The 20041-nt window shown below is 60.0% G+C and carries 20 protein-coding genes; 8 read left to right on the top strand and 12 right to left on the bottom strand.

Features of this window, described 5'->3' with window-relative positions:
- Window positions 1-65: 65 nt before the first annotated feature.
- Entirely contained in the window at window positions 66-254 is a 189-nt protein-coding gene (locus TU75_RS14090; RefSeq protein ID WP_060549266.1) for a type II toxin-antitoxin system HicA family toxin, read from the top strand.
- Window positions 255-265: 11 nt separating this feature from the next.
- Window positions 266-670, top strand: coding sequence for a type II toxin-antitoxin system HicB family antitoxin (locus TU75_RS14085; RefSeq protein WP_003233282.1), 405 nt, complete (start codon window positions 266-268; stop codon window positions 668-670).
- Here the strand turns inward: TU75_RS14085 and TU75_RS14080 are convergent.
- Entirely contained in the window at window positions 667-1863 is a 1197-nt protein-coding gene (locus TU75_RS14080) for an MFS transporter (protein WP_041931443.1), read from the bottom strand. The genes TU75_RS14085 and TU75_RS14080 overlap by 4 nt on opposite strands.
- Window positions 1864-2003: 140 nt before the next feature.
- Between TU75_RS14080 and TU75_RS14075 the strand changes: the two genes are divergently transcribed.
- Entirely contained in the window at window positions 2004-2618 is a 615-nt protein-coding gene (locus TU75_RS14075) for a DUF5666 domain-containing protein (RefSeq protein WP_060549265.1), read from the top strand.
- Window positions 2619-2683: 65 nt separating this feature from the next.
- Here TU75_RS14075 and TU75_RS14070 read toward each other — a convergent pair whose 3' ends face one another.
- From TU75_RS14070 to gcl, 5 genes are all read right to left on the bottom strand, one after another.
- A complete protein-coding gene (locus TU75_RS14070) occupies window positions 2684-3688 on the bottom strand; it encodes a sulfate ABC transporter substrate-binding protein (RefSeq protein WP_015371633.1) in 1005 nt (334 codons plus the stop codon).
- A 94-nt stretch (window positions 3689-3782) separates the two neighbouring features.
- The gene (locus TU75_RS14065) at window positions 3783-4607 is read right to left on the bottom strand and encodes an ion transporter (RefSeq protein WP_003233276.1); all 825 of its coding nucleotides are present in this window, start codon (window positions 4605-4607) and stop codon (window positions 3783-3785) included.
- 136 nt (window positions 4608-4743) lie between these two features.
- Complete coding sequence (locus TU75_RS14060) at window positions 4744-5634, bottom strand: 2-hydroxy-3-oxopropionate reductase (protein ID WP_060549264.1); 891 nt, start codon at window positions 5632-5634, stop codon at window positions 4744-4746.
- Between the two features lie 18 nt (window positions 5635-5652).
- On the bottom strand, window positions 5653-6435 hold the full coding sequence (gene hyi, locus TU75_RS14055; RefSeq protein ID WP_060549263.1) for a hydroxypyruvate isomerase: 783 nt from the start codon (window positions 6433-6435) through the stop codon (window positions 5653-5655).
- Between the two features lie 10 nt (window positions 6436-6445).
- A complete protein-coding gene (gene gcl, locus TU75_RS14050; RefSeq protein WP_060549262.1) occupies window positions 6446-8221 on the bottom strand; it encodes a glyoxylate carboligase in 1776 nt (591 codons plus the stop codon).
- 240 nt (window positions 8222-8461) lie between these two features.
- Here gcl and TU75_RS14045 point away from each other — a divergent pair, with 240 nt between their 5' ends.
- Window positions 8462-8902 (top strand): GlcG/HbpS family heme-binding protein, encoded by a 441-nt coding sequence (locus tag TU75_RS14045; RefSeq protein ID WP_060549261.1) that lies wholly within the window; start codon window positions 8462-8464, stop codon window positions 8900-8902.
- A gap of 105 nt (window positions 8903-9007) precedes the next feature.
- Here TU75_RS14045 and TU75_RS14040 read toward each other — a convergent pair whose 3' ends face one another.
- From TU75_RS14040 to TU75_RS14025, 4 genes are all read right to left on the bottom strand, one after another.
- Entirely contained in the window at window positions 9008-9466 is a 459-nt protein-coding gene (locus tag TU75_RS14040; protein ID WP_060549260.1) for an REP-associated tyrosine transposase, read from the bottom strand.
- A gap of 205 nt (window positions 9467-9671) precedes the next feature.
- Window positions 9672-10277 (bottom strand): TetR/AcrR family transcriptional regulator, encoded by a 606-nt coding sequence (locus TU75_RS14035; protein ID WP_003233265.1) that lies wholly within the window; start codon window positions 10275-10277, stop codon window positions 9672-9674.
- 185 nt (window positions 10278-10462) lie between these two features.
- Window positions 10463-11251: an MlaA family lipoprotein gene (locus tag TU75_RS14030; RefSeq protein WP_003233263.1), complete on the bottom strand. Its 789-nt coding sequence runs from the start codon at window positions 11249-11251 to the stop codon at window positions 10463-10465.
- Window positions 11244-12542, bottom strand: coding sequence for a hypothetical protein (locus TU75_RS14025; RefSeq protein WP_003233261.1), 1299 nt, complete (start codon window positions 12540-12542; stop codon window positions 11244-11246). The genes TU75_RS14030 and TU75_RS14025 overlap by 8 nt, the downstream gene beginning before the upstream one ends.
- A 237-nt stretch (window positions 12543-12779) precedes the next feature.
- On the opposite strand from TU75_RS14025, the gene TU75_RS14020 reads away from it, so the two are divergent.
- A complete protein-coding gene (locus tag TU75_RS14020) occupies window positions 12780-13148 on the top strand; it encodes a hypothetical protein (protein ID WP_003233259.1) in 369 nt (122 codons plus the stop codon).
- A gap of 106 nt (window positions 13149-13254) precedes the next feature.
- Here the strand turns inward: TU75_RS14020 and TU75_RS14015 are convergent, their stop codons facing one another.
- Window positions 13255-14808 (bottom strand): glycoside hydrolase family 17 protein, encoded by a 1554-nt coding sequence (locus tag TU75_RS14015; protein WP_060549259.1) that lies wholly within the window; start codon window positions 14806-14808, stop codon window positions 13255-13257.
- Between the two features lie 332 nt (window positions 14809-15140).
- Between TU75_RS14015 and TU75_RS14010 the strand changes: the two genes are divergently transcribed.
- The 3 genes from TU75_RS14010 to TU75_RS14000 all read left to right on the top strand — a co-directional run bounded on the left by TU75_RS14010 (window position 15141) and on the right by TU75_RS14000 (window position 18218).
- Complete coding sequence (locus TU75_RS14010) at window positions 15141-15992, top strand: glycine betaine ABC transporter substrate-binding protein (RefSeq protein ID WP_003233255.1); 852 nt, start codon at window positions 15141-15143, stop codon at window positions 15990-15992.
- 259 nt (window positions 15993-16251) lie between these two features.
- Window positions 16252-16563 carry a DUF485 domain-containing protein gene (locus TU75_RS14005; RefSeq protein WP_003233253.1) on the top strand — a complete coding sequence of 104 codons (312 nt, stop codon included), beginning with the start codon at window positions 16252-16254 and terminating at the stop codon, window positions 16561-16563.
- Window positions 16560-18218 (top strand): cation acetate symporter, encoded by a 1659-nt coding sequence (locus TU75_RS14000; RefSeq protein WP_003233251.1) that lies wholly within the window; start codon window positions 16560-16562, stop codon window positions 18216-18218. The genes TU75_RS14005 and TU75_RS14000 overlap by 4 nt, the downstream gene beginning before the upstream one ends.
- Window positions 18219-18460: 242 nt before the next feature.
- Here TU75_RS14000 and gltA read toward each other — a convergent pair whose 3' ends face one another.
- On the bottom strand, window positions 18461-19750 hold the full coding sequence (gene gltA / locus TU75_RS13995) for a citrate synthase (RefSeq protein ID WP_003233249.1): 1290 nt from the start codon (window positions 19748-19750) through the stop codon (window positions 18461-18463).
- Between the last annotated feature and the right edge of the window lie 291 nt (window positions 19751-20041).

Genomic DNA, 20041 nt, shown 5'->3' with positions numbered 1-20041 from the left:
AATTTGTGCTTGAGTGAAGATAACTCTAGGGTTATTTTTAATCGGGCCAAGCCAAGGAGGCTGAGGTGCAAAGCAGGTTATTCATCAAGGAACTGCAGGAGGCCGGTTGGGTGCTGGATCGCGTCACGGGCAGCCATCATGTTTTTACCCACCGCTATAACCCGTACACGATCCCGGTGCCCCATCCAAAAAAGGATTTGCCGCTGGGCACCGTGAGAAGCATCAAGAAACGCGCCGGACTGTTTCATTTTTAAGGAGAGCATGCATGCAATACCCAATCTGTATCGAATGGGGTGATGACTTCACCGCCACTGGCATCCAGATCCCCGATATTCCCGGCGCTGTCACCGCCGGAGACAGTTTTGAAGAGGCGTACAACGCGGCGGTGGAAGTCGCGCACATCCTGCTGCAGGAGATTGCCGCAGAGGGCGGGGTGATTCCGATGCCAACGTCGGTGGCCAATCATCACGCCGACGAGGCGTACGCCGGCATGGGCTGGGGGATGCTTGAGCTGGACATCTCGCCCTATCTGGGCCGTACCGAGAAGGTCAATGTGACCTTGCCCGGTTATGTCATCCAGCGCATCGACCGCTATGTGCGCGAGCACAAGGTCAAAAGCCGCTCGTCATTTCTGGCGGACGCGGCACTGGAGAAGTTGGTGCGTTCCTAAGCGGATGCGACCGCCGCGTGCCGTGATGCACTCAGAAAGCGCAACAACGCCAGCAGCGGGAATGCGCTGCCCACCAGCAGCACGCCCAGCCAGCCGCCGTGTTCATACACACTGCTGGCAATCGCCGAGCCGAAGGCGCCGCCGATGAAGATGCTGGTCATGTACAACGCGTTCAGGCGGCTGCGGCTGTTGGCGTCGAGGGCGTAAATGGCACGTTGGCCGAGCACCATGTTCATCTGCACGCAGAAGTCCAGCACCACGCCGGTCACGGCCAGGCCGATGACGCTGTACAACGGGTGCACCAGGGCCGGCAGGAAGCTCAACGCGGCAAACAGCATCGCCAGCAGCGAGGCGCGGTGCGTGTGGCCTGCGTCGGCCAGACGGCCGGCGATGGGCGCAGCGATGGCGCCGATGGCGCCCACCAGGGCGAAGAGTGCGATTTGTGTTTGGCTCAGACCGTGGCTGCGCACCAGCTCCAGCGGCGCGGCGGTCCAGAACAGGCTGAAGGTGGCGAACAGGCAGCCCTGGTAAAACGCGCGCTGGCGCAATAGCGGTTGCTCACGCAGCAGGGTGCCCAGCGAGCGCAGCAACTGCCCGTAGCTGGCACTGTGATCGGGTTGACGCTTGGGAATGGTCAGCATCAGCACCACGCTGATAAACGCCATCAACGCGGCGGCCGCCATGAACATCGCGCGCCAGCCGAAGTGGTCCGTCACCAGGCTGGACACCGGCCGTGCGAGCAAGATGCCCAGTAGCAGGCCGCCCATGATGCTGCCCACCACCCGGCCACGGGATTCGGCGGGTGCCAGGTGCGCGGCGAGCGGGATCAGGATCTGCACCGACACCGAACTGAAGCCGATCAGCAGCGACACCAGCAGGAACAGGTTCGGCTGCTCGGTAAACGCGGCGCCCAGCAGGCTGGCAATGGCCACCACGGTGGTGGTGATCATCAGCTTGCGGTTTTCCAGCAGGTCACCCAGCGGCACCAGAAAGAACAGGCCCAGGGCATAACCGATTTGCGTGAGGGAGACGATAAGGCTCGCCATGGCGGGCGTCAGGCCGATGTCCGGTGCGATCATTTCGATGATCGGCTGCGCGTAGTAGATGTTGGCGACGATGGCACCGCAGCAAAACGCAAACAGCATCACCATCGCGCGGGTCATGGTGGGTGCAGCGTGGGACTTAGCGTTCATGGTGTTCTCATAAAGCAAGGGAGGATGGCGAGCGAGAGTAGAGGCAACGCTCTGGGACGAGTAGGCTGTTTGGCGTGATATCACTTATGCCGGGCAATGATACATTCAGTCACAATTGCCGAAACAGGAAATCCACTGCGATGAAGATCACGTTGAACAAGATGATTGTGGCCTCAACCCTTGCCGCTGCCATGGCGGTTGGCCTGGCGCACGCGGCCGAGGCACCGCGCGTTGGCGTACGCGGCGCCATCACCGCGATGGACGGGGATGCCATGCACGTCAAGGTCAACAGCGGCGAAGACGTGGTCGTGCACCTCACTCCCTCGACCCAGGTGCGCGCCGTTACCCTGACCAAAATTGACCAGATCAAGCCGGGCAGCTACATCGGCTCGGCCGCCATGCCCAATGCTGACGGCACGCTGACCGCTCTTGAAGTCCACGTATTCCCCCCGGCCATGGCCGGCACGGGCGAAGGGCATCGAGCATTCGATTTAAAAGAAGGCAGCAGCATGACCAACGGTACCGTCGGCGATCTGGTGGTCAGCAAAGGGCGTACGTTGACCGTTAAATACAAGGGCGGCGAGCAGAAGATCGTGGTGCCGGAGGATGTGCCGATCGTCAACCTGGAGCCTGGGGATCGCACATTGCTCAAGCCGGGCGTGAAGGTGGTGTTGTTCGCGTCCCAGGGGGCGGGCGGAAAAGTCACTGCCCAGGCCATCTCTGCCGGAAAGGATGGCGTTACACCGCCGATGTAGTTGGCGAATGCAAAACCAATGTGGGAGCAGGCAAGCCCGCTCCCACAGGTTCTGACCGCGTTTGATTATTGACCGGAGTAGATCTGGTCGAACACGCCACCATCATTGAAGTGGGTCTTCTGCACGGTGCGCCAGTCGCCAAAGGTCTTCTCCACCGACAGGAAGTCGACTTTCGGGAAGCGGTCGGTGTACTTGGCCAGCACCGCCGGGTCACGTGGCCGCAGGTAGTTGTTGGCGGCGATTTCCTGGCCTTCGGGCGACCACAGGTACTTGAGGTAGTCTTCGGCGGCTGCGCGAGTACCTTTCTTGTCGACGACCTTGTCGACCACCGACACCGGCGGTTCGGCTTCGGCGGAAACGCTTGGGTAGATCACCTCGAACTGATCGCGACCGAATTCACGGGCGATCATTTCCGCTTCGTTCTCGAAGGTCACCAGCACGTCGCCGATCTGGTTGGTCATGAACGTGGTGGTCGCGGCGCGGCCACCGGTGTCCAGCACCGGCGCCTGCTTGAACAGCTTGCCGACAAAGGCCTTGGCCTTGTCTTCGTCGCCACCGTTCTTGAGCACATAACCCCAGGCTGACAGGTAGGTGTAGCGGCCATTACCGGAGGTTTTGGGGTTGGGCACGATCACTTGCACGCCGTCTTTCAACAGGTCCGGCCAGTCTTTCAGGGCTTTCGGGTTGCCCTTGCGCACGATGAACACGGTGGCCGAAGTGAACGGCGCGCTGTTGTTCGGCAGGCGGGTGACCCAGTTGTCCGGCACCAGTTTGCCGTTATCGGCCAGCGCATTGATGTCGGTCGCCATGTTCATGGTAATCACGTCGGCCGGAAGGCCATCGATGACCGAGCGCGCCTGTTTGCTGGAACCGCCGAAGGACATCTGCAGGGTCAGCTTGTCGTTCGGGTGCTCGCTGTCCCAGTGCTTCTGGAAGGCTGTGTTGTAGTCCTTGTAGAAATCGCGCATCACGTCGTAGGAGACGTTGAGCAGTGTGACCGGTGCGGCCTGCACGGCGCCTGCGAGGGCAAGGCCGGCGGCCAGGAGAGAGGCGCTAACGAGTTTTTTCACTGCTCATTCCTTGTTGTGCGAGAAGAGGGGAGGCACTGTGCCAGCGACTATAGCGGCACCCGCCTGGCGCCTTAAAGATTAAAAAGAACTTTGCTTATTCCACTTTCCTGAAAAGATTACTGCCACAGCGCGAACAGAACGCCGCATTGGGCTCATGGCTGTTTTTGTTGCACACCGGGCAGTCGGTTTGCAGCTGTTCACCGCGCATGGCGCTGGCCAGTTCAGCGGTGAAGATCCCGGTGGGCACTGCGATGATCGAGTAGCCGGTGATCATCACCAGTGACGAAATCACCTGGCCCAACGGGGTTTTGGGCACGATGTCGCCAAAGCCCACGGTGGTCAGCGTCACGATCGCCCAATAGATGCCCTTGGGAATGCTGGTAAAGCCGTGCTCCGGGCCTTCGATCACATACATCAAGGTGCCGAACACGGTCACCAGGGTGCACACGCTGACCAGGAATACCACGATCTTCTGCTTGCTGCCGCGCAGCGCCGCCATCAGGTAGTTGGCCTGCTTGAGGTAGGGGCTGAGCTTGAGCACACGGAAAATCCGCAGCATGCGGATGATGCGGATGATCAACAGGTACTGGGCGTCGCTGTAATACAGCGCGAGGATGCCGGGCACGATGGCCAGCAGGTCCACCAGCCCGTAAAAGCTGAAGGCATAACGCAATGGCTTGGGCGAGCAATACAGGCGCAGGCAGTACTCGACGGCGAAGATCAGCGTGAAGCCCCACTCGATATAGGCCAGCACATCGGCGTAGTTCTGGTGGACCTGGTCGATGCTGTCGAGCATCACGATCACCAGGCTGGCAAGGATGATCAGCAGCAAGATGCCGTCAAAGCGCCGCCCGGCGACGGTGTCGCTCTGGAAAACCATGACGTAGAGCCGCTGACGCCAATCGTTATTACTGTGCATAAAGAACGCCCGAATCGAAGATCGGGCAAGCCTAGGGGGATTCGAAGGGGCTGTCCATGTGGGGGCGGGTTTTGGGTGAGTCAGAGAGACCGTGGTGAACCCATCGGGCGCAAGCCCCCGCCCACAGGGATCGCATTTACTGTTCGCGAATCGAGAAGTTCGCCATGTGCTCCAGGCCCTTGATCAGTGCCGAATGGTCCCAGTTGCCGCCCCCGAGTGCCGTGCAGGTGCTGAACACCTGCTGGGTGGAGGCGGTATTGGGCAGGTTGATCCCCAGCTCTTTTGCCCCGGCCAGCGCCAGGTTCAAATCCTTTTGGTGCAGGTTGATACGAAAGCCGGGATCGAAGGTGCCGTTGATCATGCGCTCGCCGTGCACTTCGAGGATTCGGGAGGCGGCAAAGCCACCCATCAGCGCGTCACGCACCCTGGCCGGATCGGCGCCGTTCTTTGCCGCGAACAGCAGCGCTTCGGCCACCGCCTGGATGTTCAGTGCCACGATGATCTGGTTGGCCACCTTGGCTGTCTGGCCATCGCCATTGCCGCCAACCAGCGTGATGTTCTTGCCCATGCTCTGCAGCAGCGGCAGGGCGCGCTCGAAGACCCGCGGCTGGCCACCGACCATGATGCTCAGGCTGCCGGCCCTGGCGCCGACTTCACCGCCGGACACCGGTGCATCGAGGTAGTGGGCGCCGCTCTCGTTGATCTTTGCCGCAAAGGCCTTGGTGGCGGTGGGAGAGATCGAACTCATGTCGATCACCACGTTGTCCGGCGACAGCCCGGCGGCCACGCCCTCGGCACCGAACAGCACATCCTCGACCTGCGGGGTGTCGGGCACCATGACGATGATGAATTCGGCTTCCCGGGCAACCCGTTGCGGGGTGGCCAGGGCCACGGCGCCGGTGCTGATCAATTCGGCCGGCGCCTTGCCGTGATGTTCGGAGAGGAACAGTTGGTGACCTGCTTTCTGCAGGTTCGCAGCCATGGGCATGCCCATGATGCCGGTGCCGATAAATCCGATGTTAGCCATGATGAAAGCCTCTTTTTATTAGATGGCGTTATGGCTTTTCAGCCAGCCAAGCCCTGCTTCGGTGGTGGTCAGCGGCTTGTATTCACAGCCGACCCAACCCGGGTACCCGATGCGGTCCAAATGTTCGAACAGGAAGCGGTAGTTGATCTCGCCGGTGCCTGGCTCGTTACGCCCTGGGTTGTCGGCCAGTTGGATGTGGTTGATCACATCCAGGTGAGTGGCCATGGTCCGGGCCAGGTCGCCCTCCATGATCTGCATGTGGTAGATGTCGTATTGCAGGAACAGATTGTCACTGGCCACCTGCTCGCGGATCGCCAGGGCCTGCGCGGTGTTGTTCAGGTAAAACCCCGGAATATCGCGGGTGTTGATCATCTCCATCACCAGCCGGAGGCCGGCCGCCTTCAGGTGTTCGGCGGCGTATTTGAGGTTGGCGACAAAGGTCTGCTCCACGGTTTTATCGTCGACCCCTTCGGGGCGAATGCCCGCCAGGCAGTTCACCTGGGTATTGCCCAGCACCTGGGCGTAGGCGATGGCGAGCGTGACACCGGCGCGGAACTCCTCGACCCGCTCCGGGTGGCACGCCAGGCCGCGCTCGCCCTTGGCCCAGTCACCGGCCGGCAAGTTGAACAGCACCTGGGTCAGGCCGTTGGCCTTGAGCTGCGCCTTGATTTCGGTGGCGCTGAATTCGTACGGGAACAGGTATTCGACGCCGGCGAAACCGGCGTCGGCGGCCGCCTTGAAGCGGGCGAGAAAATTCTGTTCGGTAAACAGCATGGACAGGTTGGCGGCAAAGCGTGGCATAGGGTTCTCCTTAATCGAGCAGGGCAATGGCTGTCGGCGCATCGTGGCCGACCAGGGCCAGGTCCTCGAACTCATTGACAGCGTTGATCTCGGTGCCCATGGAAATATTGGTCACCCGTTCCAGAATGATCTCAACGATCACCGGCACCTGGAATGCCTCGATCATTGCCTGGGCCTTGCGCAACGCGGGCTGGATCTGGCCCGGCTCGAACACCCGCAGGGCCTTGCAACCCAGGCCCTCGGCGACGGCCACATGATCGACGCCATAGCCGTTCAACTGCGGCGCGTTGAGGTTGTCGAAGGACAGCTGCACGCAGTAGTCCATGTCGAAGCCGCGCTGGGCCTGGCGTATCAAGCCCAGGTAGGCATTGTTCACCACGACATGGATGTACGGCAGCTTGAACTGCGCGCCCACCGCCAGCTCTTCGATCATGAACTGAAAGTCATAGTCGCCCGACAGCGCCACCACCGTGCGGCTCGGATCGGCCTTGACCACGCCGAGGGCCGCCGCAATGGTCCAGCCCAGGGGCCCGGCCTGGCCGCAGTTGATCCAGTGGCGGGGTTTATAGACGTGCAGGAATTGTGCGCCGGCAATCTGCGACAGGCCGATGGTGCTGACGTAGCAGGTGTCTTTGCCGAATACCTGGTTCATCTCTTCGTATACCCGCTGCGGCTTGACCGGCACATTATCGAAGTGGGTCTTGCGCTGCAGGGTGGCCTTGCGCTGCTGGCAGTCATGCAGCCAGGCGCTGCGGTCCTTGAGTTTGCCGGCGGCTTTCCATTCGCGGGCCACCTCGATGAACATCGTCAGTGCGGCGCCGGCGTCGGACACAATGCCCAGGTCCGGGGTGAATACGCGGCCGATCTGCATCGGCTCGATGTCGACATGGATGAACATGCGCCCCTCGGTGTACACCTCCACCGAGCCGGTATGGCGGTTGGCCCAGCGGTTGCCGATGCCCAGCACCAGGTCTGATTCGAGCAGGGTCGCGTTGCCGTAACGGTGCGAGGTTTGCAGGCCGACCATGCCCACCATCTGCGGATGATCATCGGGAATGGTGCCCCAGCCCATCAGGGTCGGGATCACCGGAATGCCGGTCAGCTCGGCGAATGCCACCAGCAAGTCGCTGGCGTCGGCATTGATCACGCCGCCGCCGCTCACCAGCAACGGGCGTTCGGCCGCATCGAGCAGGGCCAGGGCCTTTTCTATCTGAATACGGGTGGCCAGCGGTTTGGCCGGGAGCAGCGGTTGGTAGGCGTCGATGTCGAATTCGATCTCGGCCATCTGTACATCGAACGGCAGGTCGATCAGCACCGGGCCAGGGCGGCCGGAGCGCATTTCATAAAAGGCTTTCTGGAACGCGTAGGGCACCTGGCCCGGCTCCAGCACGGTGGTCGCCCATTTGGTCACCGGCTTGACGATGCTGGTGATGTCCACGGCCTGGAAGTCTTCCTTGTGCAGGCGGGCACGAGGTGCCTGGCCGGTGATGCACAGGATTGGAATCGAGTCGGCCGACGCGCTGTAGAGGCCCGTGACCATGTCGGTGCCCGCAGGCCCCGAGGTGCCGATGCACACACCGATATTGCCGGCCCGTGCGCGGGTGTAGCCCTCAGCCATGTGCGAGGCGCCCTCAACGTGGCGAGCGAGGATGTGATCAATGCCGCCGATCTTCTGCAAGGCCGAATACAGCGGGTTGATCGCGGCGCCCGGGATGCCGAAGGCGGTGTTAACGCCCTCGCGACGCATCACCAGCACGGCGGCTTCGATTGCTCTCATTCTGCTCATTTTGGCGCCTCGTATTGTTTTAATTGTATACAATTTTTTCTTGGCCGGAGTTTATTCACGGCGGGCCGCGCAGGTCAATGTCTTTTCGCTAAGGAGCTTTTGCCTCATTCGAAACGGAGTTTTCGATGAATCGCCGCTATTTGTTATTTATTTTGTATACAAAATAATTGTTGAATGTATTCTTTTTGTCTGGCTGCACACCCTCCAGCGCATCCTAATAAAAAGAAGAAGGACGGCACCATGAGCGCGTTAACCTTGAAACTCGCCACTCAATTGACCTGCCACGCCATCACTGCTGGCCGCGCAATCTCCGCCGCGCCCCTGAGCATCGCGGTGCTCGACAGCGGTGGCCATCTGATCACCCTTCAACGCGAAGACGGCGCCAGCCTGCTGCGCCCACAGATCGCCATCGGCAAGGCTTGGGGGGCTATTGCAATGGGCAAGGGCTCACGCCTGCTGGCGCTGGACGCACAACAGCGCCCCGCTTTTATCGCCGCGTTGAACAGCCTGGGACACGGCAGCGTGGTGCCGGCACCGGGCGGGGTGTTGATTCGGGACGAGGCGGGCGCGGTGCTGGGGGCGATCGGGATCAGTGGAGATACGTCGGATATTGATGAGCGGTGCGCGATTACGGCGATTGAGGGGCTGGGGTTGCTGGCGGATGCGGGGGTGCCAGATTGATTGGATTATCTTTAGGGCCCCATCGCAGGCAAGCCAGCTCCCACATTGGACGGTGTAATCCTGTGGGAGCTGGCTTGCCTGCGATGGCAGCGACTCGGTCCCAAGTCAAAGCCAAATGGCATCCCACAGTGGATAGTCGCCAAATTTCTTCACCAGGCCAGCCCTCAAGGGGTTGGCCACAATATATCGGGCCACCCCTTGAAGGCTTTCTTCCCTACGCAATGCATGATCATGGAAGCCTGGTTGCCAAAGGCGTCCTTGGCGCTGGGCAACTGCATTCACAACGCGAGTGCTTCTGGATTTGACTTGGCGCATCAGATCGGCCAACGATCCTTTCTCCAGTGAGATCAGCCAGTGGAAATGGTCTGGCATCACGACCCAGGCCAGTGAAGTAGCCAGACCTTGATTCTGGGCAATCCGCAATTGCTGTACGACCAGACGACCGAGTTTGAAGTCACTGAAGATGGGCTCACGGCCCAGGGTATCGCTGGTCAGCAGGTAGATACGATTGAGTTCGTCACAACGACCTATGCGCAGACGCTTTGAAGCGGGGAGATCGGACATTCCTTTGCCTTCGTTCAGATGGAGTTCTGAGAGGCTAGATCTCGGCTGCCAATGATGATCGACAGGCTTTTGGCAGGATGTGTCTGGAAGGACGCTATCGCGGGCGAGCCCGCTCCCACAGGGGATTTGGGTTGTTAATACATGTTGTGTACGACGCAGAGCAAGGTGGGAGCGGGATTGCCCGCGATGGCTTCACCCCGATCCATCAGTCCGGCTCACACCCTTTCAATACCAACCGAATAATCGTCTGCGCCGCCGCTTCATAGTCCGCCTCATCCAGCTTGGCCTTGCCGGTCACCGCTGAAATCTGCCAGTCGAAATCGGCATAGGTCTGGGTGGCCGCCCAAATGCTGAACATCAAGTGATGAGGATCAATCGCCGCGATCAACCCGCGATCCACCCAGCTCTGGATGCAGTCGATATTGTGTCTGGCCTGGGCATTGAGTTGTTCGACCTGTTCGCCGCTCAAGTGCGGCGCGCCGTGCATTATTTCGCTGGCGAATACTTTGGAAGCGTAGGGCAGGTCGCGGGAGATGCGGATTTTCGAGCGGATGTAGTTGCTCAGTACGTCCTTGGGGTCGCCTTGGGGATTGAACGGCGTGGAGGCGGCCAATATCGGCTCGATGATGCTTTCGAGCACCTCGCGGTAGAGATTGTCCTTGGACTTGAAGTAATAGTAGACGTTGGGCTTGGGCAGCCCAGCCTTGGCGGCGATGTCGCTGGTTTTGGTCGCGGCGAAGCCCTTGTCGGCAAACTCCTCGCTCGCCGCCCGCAGGATTTTTTCTTTATTGCGCTCGCGAATGGTGCTCATAAACCAGAGGTTTCCTTGCCAGGACAGGCGGTTGCGCATGGTAGCACCGGCCATCCGCGAGCCTCAACAATGTGCCCGTAAAGCATGGCGCCGCAGTCTGTGCCGAAATAGTTAATTGGGTTTTGTCTGGTTAAATGCAATAAAAAAGGCCATTCGGTTGAATGGCCTTTTTATATCGACGCGGTTTACTCGGCAATCTGCAACTTGCGCGATTCGGTATAGATATACCGCACCTTCTCATACTCGAATGGCGAGTTCATCTGACCGTAACGGAAGCTGGTCTGATAGCGCCGGTCCACTGCACGCAACGCCCAGATCTCCGGGTGGTTGGAGCTGACTTCGGCCACGTTCAGGAAGTTAATCTGGTTCTCGGCAGTGTAGTCCACCAGCAGGCCCGCGGTGTCGCGCAGGTTGGAGGGGCCGAAGATCGGCAGCACCACGTAGGCGCCGCCCGGGACGCCGTAGAAGCCCAGTGTCTGGCCGAAGTCTTCGCTCTGGCGCGGCAGGCCCATGGCGGTGGCGGGGTCCCACAGGCCGGCGATGCCGATGGTGGTGTTGACCAGCAGGCGCCCGGTGGTTTCCAGCGAGCGGTGGCCCTTGAGCTGCAGCAGGCTGTTGAGCAGGTTGGGCACGTCGCCCAGGTTGTTGAAGAAGTTGCTCACGCCGGTGCGCAGGAAACTGGGCGTGACGTAGCGATAGCCGTCGACCACCGGCAGGAACACCCATTGGTCGAAGCGGTAGTTGAAGTGATACACGCGGCGGTTCCACGATTCCAGCGGGTCGTACACGTTGAGCGCGGTGAGGGACGAACGCTCGAACTCGCGCTGGTCCAGGCCCGGGTTGAACTTGAGCTTGGTCAGCGGTTCCTTGAAGCCATCGGCGTCGACCTTGATCGGCTCATGGGCCTTGCTGTTGTCGGCATTGGCCACGCCTGCGCACATCAGAGCGGCAAGCAGCAGAAGATATTTAGCCACGGAAGAACTCCAGCATGGCGTCGGCGTTGACGCGGTAATTGAGGTTGCCGCAGTGGCCGCCCAGTGGATAGACGGTCAAGCGATCGCCGAAGGTTTTACGCAGGAAGCCCAGGTCGCCAGGGCCGAGGATCACGTCATCGGCGTTGTGCATCACCGCGATTTTAGGGCTGGCGTGCAGGTAGTCCTTCAACGCATACAGGCTCACCTGGTCGACCAGTTGCAGCAGGCTGCCGCCATCGGAGCGCGCACGCCACATCGGAATGACTTGCTCGGTGAGGTAGCAGTCGAAGTCGCACTGCAGCGCACGCTTGAGGAACGGCGTGAGGCTGGTGCCTTCGGTGATCGGATATTTGGGTGGAATGATCAGGCCGCGACGGTTGATCAGGTCCGAGGTAAAGGCAATGTCGGCAGCCGAGAAGCGGAACGAGGTGCCGATCAGCATGGCCATCTGTTCGTTGGTCAGGTGCTGTTTGGATTGCTGGAAGTCGTAGAGCAGGGCGTCGTTGAGGTCGATGTAGCCCTTTTGCTGAAAGTAACGGGTCAGCTTGTTCAGCACCAGCTCATAGAAGGTGGTGGTGTTGTTGATGCCCTTGACCTCGGTCTGCACCAGCTTGTCGAGGTTGGTGATCGAGGTGTAGAGGTTCACTGGCGGGTTGAGCAGCAGCACTTTCTTGAAATTGAAGCTGCGGCGGGTCTCGTCGAGCTTGCTGACGAAGGCTGCATCCAGCGCACCCAGGCTGTAACCGGTGAGGTAAAAGTCGGTCACCGGCAGCGAGGCATTCTGCGCACGCACGGCCTGCATCACGCGGTACATGTCTTCGGCGTCTTCCTGGGTGATGCCCGGGGTGGCGAAGCGCGAAGCGGCGCTGATGAAGTCGAAGCTGGTGGGCGACGAGAGTTGCACCACGTGGTAGCCGGCCTGGTAATACAGTTTTTTCAGGTATTCGTTGATGCTGCTGTCGAACCGCGCGCCGGTGCCGGCGATGAGGAAGATCAGCGGCGCGGCGTGGTCCTGTTTGGCGATGCGATAGGTGAGTTTTTTCACCGCCCAGAAGTTGTCCGGCAGGCTGAACTCGCGCTCGGGGCGCATGTTCAGGGTGTGGTCGGACTGGTTGATTTCGTCGTCGGTCGGCAGGGTCGGCCGAAGGTCAGGCGGGGTGGTTGCGATGGTCGCTTCGAACGGGTTGGTCAAAGGGTAGCCATAGCTGGCCTGGTCGATATCGACCGCCAGTGCTGACGCACTCAAAAATAGGCTGCCCAGCAAGGCAGCGCAGCGCAAGGAACGGAGCATGACTGGATCCCTAAGAGGAAAAGGTGCTGAATGAAGTTCGCAGGCTATGACCACCACGTAATCGCCGAAGTGCCATCACTCGGCACTAAAATGTCGGAAAATTACATCAGAATTGGGCTATAGCAGGCAGAAGATACACTTTGCCACGCATTGGTGAACACTAATTGTGTGTATGTCCCTTGCCATCGGCCGGCGGGGCATTAAGCTGAGCGCCGTTTTTGCCTATCGGAGTGCCCCATGTCTCGCCGCTTCTCCTTGATTTTGCTGCTGATTGCCCTGTCGTTATGGCTGGCTGCCAGTTATGGCGCGCGCTATGGTTTTGTGGAAGATGCGCAGTGGGTTGGCCTTTGCGCCGACGAGGCCAGCCGCTGGGAATGCCAGGTGCGTTCGAACCTGGGGTTGATGATTCACTTCCAGATGCTGGGCTGGCTGACGTTGGTACCGGCTGTGCTGGCGTTCTTTGTGCCAGGGCGCGCGGGACTCGGGTTGGCGCTGTTGGCCTTGCTGTTTGGGGTGCCGGCGCTGGTGTTGTACAACGCCAATTTTGCGGTGTTTGCGTTGGTGATTGCGGGGTTGCGGTTGGTCAGAACGCCGCGCGCCGCCTGAAAGGCCTCATCGCGGGCAAGCCCGCTCCCACAGTTGATTGGGTTCACATATTGCTCACTGTGAACGCGGTTAAAATGTGGGAGCTGGCTTGCCTGCGATAGCGGTTTCAGACCTTGCGCACCCTCAGGCACCGCCATAATGCCAAAGCCATGAACAGGCTGACCACCGCCCAACCCCATGCCTGTTGATTGTGCAATCCTTCCTGATACAGCTGCGGCGCAATGCCCGCACCGATGATCACGGTCAGCAGCACCAGCTCCCGACGCGGCTCGCTGACCGGGCGCAGCAGGTACACCAATGCCGGCAACACCAGCGCCGCGCTGGGAAAGCTGCGATAACGCGGGTCGAACACCATGGCGAGCATCATCACCGCGCCTGCGAACCCGGCCATCCCCACCAGCCAGCCCGCCCGCCGCTCCATCCAGGCGAATGCCCGCTCACGCCAACCCTCACGGGTACTCAGGGCGAGCGCCGCGTGAGCCAGTATCAGCAGGTTCAACATCACCAGCACAGCGGCCCAGGCCCATTCATCCGTGGAGCGAGCCGTTACGCGGGTCAACTCGGCCCAGGTGCCGATGGAAGCCGCGGCGACGGCGCCCAACAGCGGCAGCGCCAGGGCGTTGCGCGTGCTGCGTACGCGGCCGCCCAGCACCAACACAGCCAGTAGAATGACTGCGCCGGCGCCCAGCCACACCTGCCAGTAGGGCACATTGCTCACCGGTCCGGCGAGGATGCCCTTTTCCTGACGATCGGCATCGAACAGCCCCCAATAGCCGCCCACTGCGCCTTCATTGATGCGTTTCCACGGCTGGTCAAAGGCTTCGATCAGGTTGTAGTGCCAGCCATTGGCTTCGGCCATGGCAACGAAGCCGCGCATGAACTTCGCCTGGTTGACCCGACTCGGCACAGCCGTCTCGCGCTGGCGGCCCTGGCTGGGCCAGCCGGTTTCACCGATCAGAATGTCCTTGTCAGGGAACCTGTGGCCGAAGGTCTGGCGCACATCGCCCACATGCTTGAGGGCCTGGTCGATGCCGGACGGGTCATCTTCCCAGTACGGCAGCAGGTGAATGGTCAGGAAGTCCACAGCCGGAGCGATTTCCGGGTGCTGCAGCCAGAACTCCCACACATCGGCGTAGGTTACCGGCTGTTTGATCTGGCTTTTGACGGTCTGGATGAGCTTCACCAGTTGCGCGGCGGTGACTTCCTTGCGCAGCAGCGCTTCGTTGCCGACGATCACTGACGTCACCACATCGGGGTTGGCGTTGGCAGCGACGATCAGCAGCTCGACTTCCTTTTTGGTGGCGATCGGATCACTGCTGACCCAGGCCCCAATCATCAACTTCAAGCCGTGCTTGCGGGCCAGCGCCGGCATGGCCTCAAGGCCGTACATCGAATAAGTGCGGATGCACTCAAATCGCGTGGCCAGCAGGGCCAGGTCGGCGTCCATGCGCTCGGGGCGCAGGGTGAACGGCTGGTCATAGGGCGATTGGTCCTTGTCGAACGGCGTATAGGACGCGCATTGCAGCTTGTGGCTGGCGCTGGCGACGTCCGGCAGCACCACGGAACGGCCCAGGCCGTACCAATAGCCGACGAGGGCCAACACGCTGAGGAGCAAGGCTAGGACATAGGGCAGGGCAGGGAAGCGGGCGATCGCGGGCATGGTCGGCTTTTCTGGGGGGAGCAAAGGCGCGCATCTTACCCGGATTTGTCCCGTCCCAGTGGGGCTGCATACTTTTGACATGCAAGGTTCGGGCGGGATTTTGGCGACAAATCCTACAAATCGTCCTACTGGCTATGTGATGTCGTTTCTTGCTTAACCGAGGTCGCTGACAGAGCAGGTCGAATGCCCGCTCAGGTTGATGATCCAAGCGTCAGCACTCCACTGATGACGTACCACCGTGATCGACGCGCGTGATGGGGGCGCGGTGCACCCTATAACAACAGGTTGACGTCGCTCGGCATCCGCCGGGCGCAGCACTTTCGGGGAAGACTATGAAGATGCGACGACTCTTGGGCGCAGCTGCCACTCTGGTAGTTGCGATGGGCTCCACACTGGCCAGCGCCGACAGCAAGACCCTGAGCATCGGCTACGTGGATGGGTGGTCCGACAGCGTTGCCACCACTCACGTGGCGGCAGAGGTGATCAAGCAGAAGCTCGGCTACGACGTAAAACTGCAAGCGGTCGCTACCGGGATCATGTGGCAGGGCGTTGCCACCGGCAAACTCGACGCCATGCTCTCCGCCTGGCTGCCGGTGACCCACGGTGAATACTGGACCAAGAACAAGGACAAGGTGGTCGACTACGGCCCCAACTTCAAGGATGCGAAGATCGGCCTGATCGTGCCGGAGTACGTCAAGGCCAAGTCCATCGAAGACCTCAAGACCGATACCACCTTCAAGAACAAGATCGTCGGCATCGACGCCGGTTCAGGCGTGATGCTCAAAACCGACGAAGCGATCAAGCAGTACGGCCTCGATTACAAGCTGCAGGCCAGCTCCGGCGCCGCGATGATCGCCGAACTGACCCGCGCCGAAGACAAGCAGGAATCCATTGCGGTCACCGGTTGGGTGCCACACTGGATGTTCGCCAAGTGGAAACTGCGTTTCCTGGACGATCCAAAAGGGATTTATGGTGCTGCTGAAACCGTCAACAGCATCGGCAGCAAGGGCCTGGAGAAGAAAGCGCCGGAAGTCGCGGCCTTCCTGAAAAAATTCCAGTGGGCCTCCAAGGATGAAATCGGCGAAGTCATGCTGGCCATTCAAGAAGGCGCCAAGCCTGATGCAGCAGCCAAGGACTGGGTGGCCAAGCACCCTGAGCGCGTAGCCGAATGGACCGCTAAGTAACCCCAGCCTTGATGCAACCCCTTGTGGGAGGGGGCTTGCTCCCGATGGCGGCATGCCAGTCACAGGTATTTTGACTGACCCACCGCCATCGGGAGCAAGCCCCCTCCCACATTATTTTGGTTCCCCGCAAATGTTTCTGCACCCTCTCAATCCCTCGCTACACTCCCTCTACTACTAAGGTCGTCTGGAACCTGTTCCAGAGCCGCATACAGTGCCTATGTTCCAATAATAAAAAAGCTGTGCTGCGAGGATAAAAATAATGAACGACAGCATTTACCTCTCGATTCAAAACAGCCCGCGCTTCAAGGAGCTGGTGAGAAAAAGGGAAAGGTTCGCCTGGATTCTCTCGGCGATCATGCTCGGGCTGTACTCCGCTTTCATCCTGTTGATCGCCTACGGACCACAAGTGCTGGGGGCCAAGATCAGCCCCGGTGCGTCGATTACCTGGGGCATTCCCCTGGGCGTCGGCCTGATTGTGTCGGCCTTTGTCCTGACTGGCATCTACGTGCGCCGGGCCAATGGCGAATTTGACGACCTGAACAATGCGATTCTCAAGGAGGCTGCGCAATGATCCGGCGTCTATTGGCTATATTCGGCGCTTCGCTGTTTGCTCCGGCTGTCTGGGCGGCTGACGCATTGACCGGTGCCGTGCAAAAGCAACCGCTGAACATCTCAGCGATCGTGATGTTCGTTGCGTTTGTGGGGGCCACCTTGTGCATCACCTACTGGGCTTCCAAGCGTAACAAGTCTGCCGCCGACTATTATGCGGCGGGCGGCAAGATCACCGGTTTCCAGAACGGCCTGGCGATTGCCGGTGACTACATGTCTGCGGCGTCTTTCCTGGGCATATCCGCACTGGTTTACACCTCCGGCTACGACGGCTTGATCTATTCGATCGGCTTTCTGGTGGGCTGGCCGATCATTCTGTTCCTGATCGCCGAGCGCCTGCGCAACCTGGGCAAGTACACCTTCGCCGATGTGGCGTCCTATCGTCTGGGGCAAACCCAGATCCGCAGCCTGTCGGCCTGTGGCTCACTGGTGGTGGTGGCGTTCTACCTGATCGCGCAGATGGTTGGCGCTGGCAAGTTGATCCAACTGCTGTTCGGCCTGGACTATCACGTCGCGGTGATCCTGGTCGGCATCCTGATGTGCATGTACGTGCTGTTCGGCGGCATGCTGGCGACCACCTGGGTGCAGATCATCAAGGCGGTGCTGTTGCTGTCCGGTGCTTCGTTCATGGCACTGATGGTGATGAAGCACGTCAACTTCGACTTCAACATGCTGTTCTCCGAGGCGATCAAGGTTCACCCCAAAGGTGAAGCGATCATGAGCCCTGGTGGTCTGGTGAAGGATCCGATTTCGGCATTCTCGTTGGGTCTGGCGCTGATGTTCGGTACCGCCGGCCTGCCGCACATCCTGATGCGCTTCTTCACCGTGAGCGACGCCAAGGAAGCGCGCAAGAGCGTCCTGTATGCCACCGGTTTCATCGGCTACTTCTACATCCTGACCTTCATCATCGGGTTTGGCGCGATCCTGCTGGTCAGCACCAACCCTGCGTTCAAGGACGCGGCCGGCGCCTTGCTGGGCGGTAACAACATGGCAGCGGTGCATCTGGCCGACGCGGTGGGTGGCAGTATTTTCCTGGGCTTCATCTCGGCCGTGGCGTTCGCCACCATCCTTGCGGTGGTTGCCGGCCTGACCCTGGCCGGTGCCTCGGCGGTGTCCCATGACCTGTATGCCAGCGTGATCAAGAAAGGCAAGACCAACGACAAGGATGAGATTCGCGTCTCGAAGATCACCACCGTGGCCCTTGGCGCGTTGGCAATCGGCCTGGGCATCCTGTTCGAAAGTCAGAACATTGCGTTCATGGTGGGCCTGGCGTTCTCGATTGCCGCCAGCTGTAACTTCCCGGTGCTGCTGCTTTCCATGTACTGGAAAAACCTCACCACCCGTGGCGCCATGATCGGCGGCTGGCTCGGTCTGATCAGTGCCGTGGGCCTGATGATCCTGGGCCCGACCATCTGGGTCTCGATCCTGCATCATGAAAAAGCGATTTTCCCGTACGAATACCCGGCGCTGTTCTCGATGATCATCGCGTTCGTGGGTATCTGGTTCTTCTCCATTACCGACAAGTCGGCGGCGGCGGAGAAAGAGCGTGCGTTGTACTTCCCGCAGTTTGTGCGTTCGCAGACTGGCCTGGGGGCGAGTGGGGCGGTTAACCACTAAGGGTGTAGCGGGATAAGGAAATGCCCCGGTCGAAAGGCCGGGGTATTTTTTTGCCTGGGGTTCGGTGCTGTCTGGGCCATTGCTATCGCAGGCAAGCCAGCTCCCACATCCGACCGGATACACCCTTTGGAATGCAGTTAAATGTGGGAGCTGGCTTGCCTGCGATAGCGGTAGACCAGTCGGCACAAACAAAAACGGCCTCCACTAAGGGAGGCCGTTCTCAGTACAACTAAGCTAAGTGCTTACTTGCGATCTTCCAGCTTGGTAATGTCACGCGACTCGTAGCCGGTGTACAGCTGGCGCGGGCGGCCAATCTTGTACGGGCTGGAGAGCATTTCCTTCCAGTGGGAGATCCAGCCCACGGTCCGCGCCAGGGCGAAGATCACGGTGAACATGCTGGTTGGAATGCCGATGGCCTTGAGGATGATCCCCGAGTAGAAGTCGACGTTCGGGTATAGCGAGCGTTCGATGAAGTACGGGTCGGTCAGGGCGATCTCTTCCAGGCGCATGGCCAGTTCGAGTTGCGGATCGTTCTTGATGCCCAGCTCCTTCAACACTTCGTCGCAGGTCTGCTTCATCACGGTGGCGCGTGGGTCGCGGTTCTTGTAGACCCGGTGACCGAAGCCCATCAACTTGAACGGATCGTTCTTGTCCTTGGCCTTGGCGATGAATGTGTCGATGTTCGAAACATCGCCGATTTCATCGAGCATGGTCAACACGGCTTCGTTCGCACCGCCGTGGGCAGGGCCCCAGAGTGCGGCAATGCCGGCGGCAATACAGGCGAACGGGTTGGCACCCGAGGAGCCTGCCAGGCGCACGGTGGAGGTCGAGGCGTTCTGCTCGTGGTCGGCATGGAGGATGAAGATCCGGTCCATGGCCTTGGCGAGCACCGGGCTGATCGGTTTGATCTCGCACGGCGTGTTGAACATCATGTGCAGGAAGTTTTCTGCGTACGTCAGGTCGTTGCGCGGGTACATCATGGGCTGGCCCATGGAGTACTTGTAGACCATCGCGGCCAGGGTCGGCATCTTGGCAACCAGGCGGATCGCGGAGATTTCGCGATGCTGCGGGTTATTGATGTCCAGGGAGTCGTGATAGAAGGCCGACAGGGCGCCGACCACGCCGCACATGACGGCCATTGGGTGGGCGTCGCGACGGAAGCCGTTGAAGAAGGTCTTCAACTGCTCGTGAACCATGGTGTGGTTCTTCACAGTGCTGACGAACTGGGCCTTTTGCTCGGCTGTTGGCAGTTCGCCATTTAGCAGCAGGTAGCAGGTTTCCAGGTAGTCCGACTGTTCGGCGAGTTGCTCGATCGGATAGCCGCGGTGCAGCAGAATGCCATTATCGCCATCGATATAGGTGATCTTCGACTCGCATGAGGCGGTCGACATGAAGCCTGGGTCGAAAGTGAAACGGCCCGTGGCCGTCAGGCCCCGTACGTCGATTACATCGGGACCAACGGTGCCGGTTAAAATGGGCAGCTCGACGGGGGCTGCGCCCTCGATGATCAACTGCGCTTTTTTGTCAGCCATGTGGCCTCCTATTTATGCTTCAAATCATCAGACAGCCCCCCACGCAGGGCCCGCACCACTATAGTGAGATAAATTCAGATGTCAATTTGCCTAAAGTCTTGCTCCAGAAGGCTTTAACCGTACTTTTTCGTCGAAATTGACTGCCGTTTACGCCTTTTATAGCGCCAGCGCAATCCACTATTAGGGTGAGGAGTGCGCGTTGTCATTAGTAGCCTAACTGTCTATACTCGGCCACCGACCGCCAAGGGCTTTTGGGCTTGCTTTCATTGGGGGTCGCACTCCCTGGGTGGT

The organism is Pseudomonas poae, assembly GCF_001439785.1.
GTDB classification, from domain to species: domain Bacteria; phylum Pseudomonadota; class Gammaproteobacteria; order Pseudomonadales; family Pseudomonadaceae; genus Aquipseudomonas; species Aquipseudomonas poae.
This window is presented reverse-complemented; position numbering and strand designations above follow the sequence as displayed.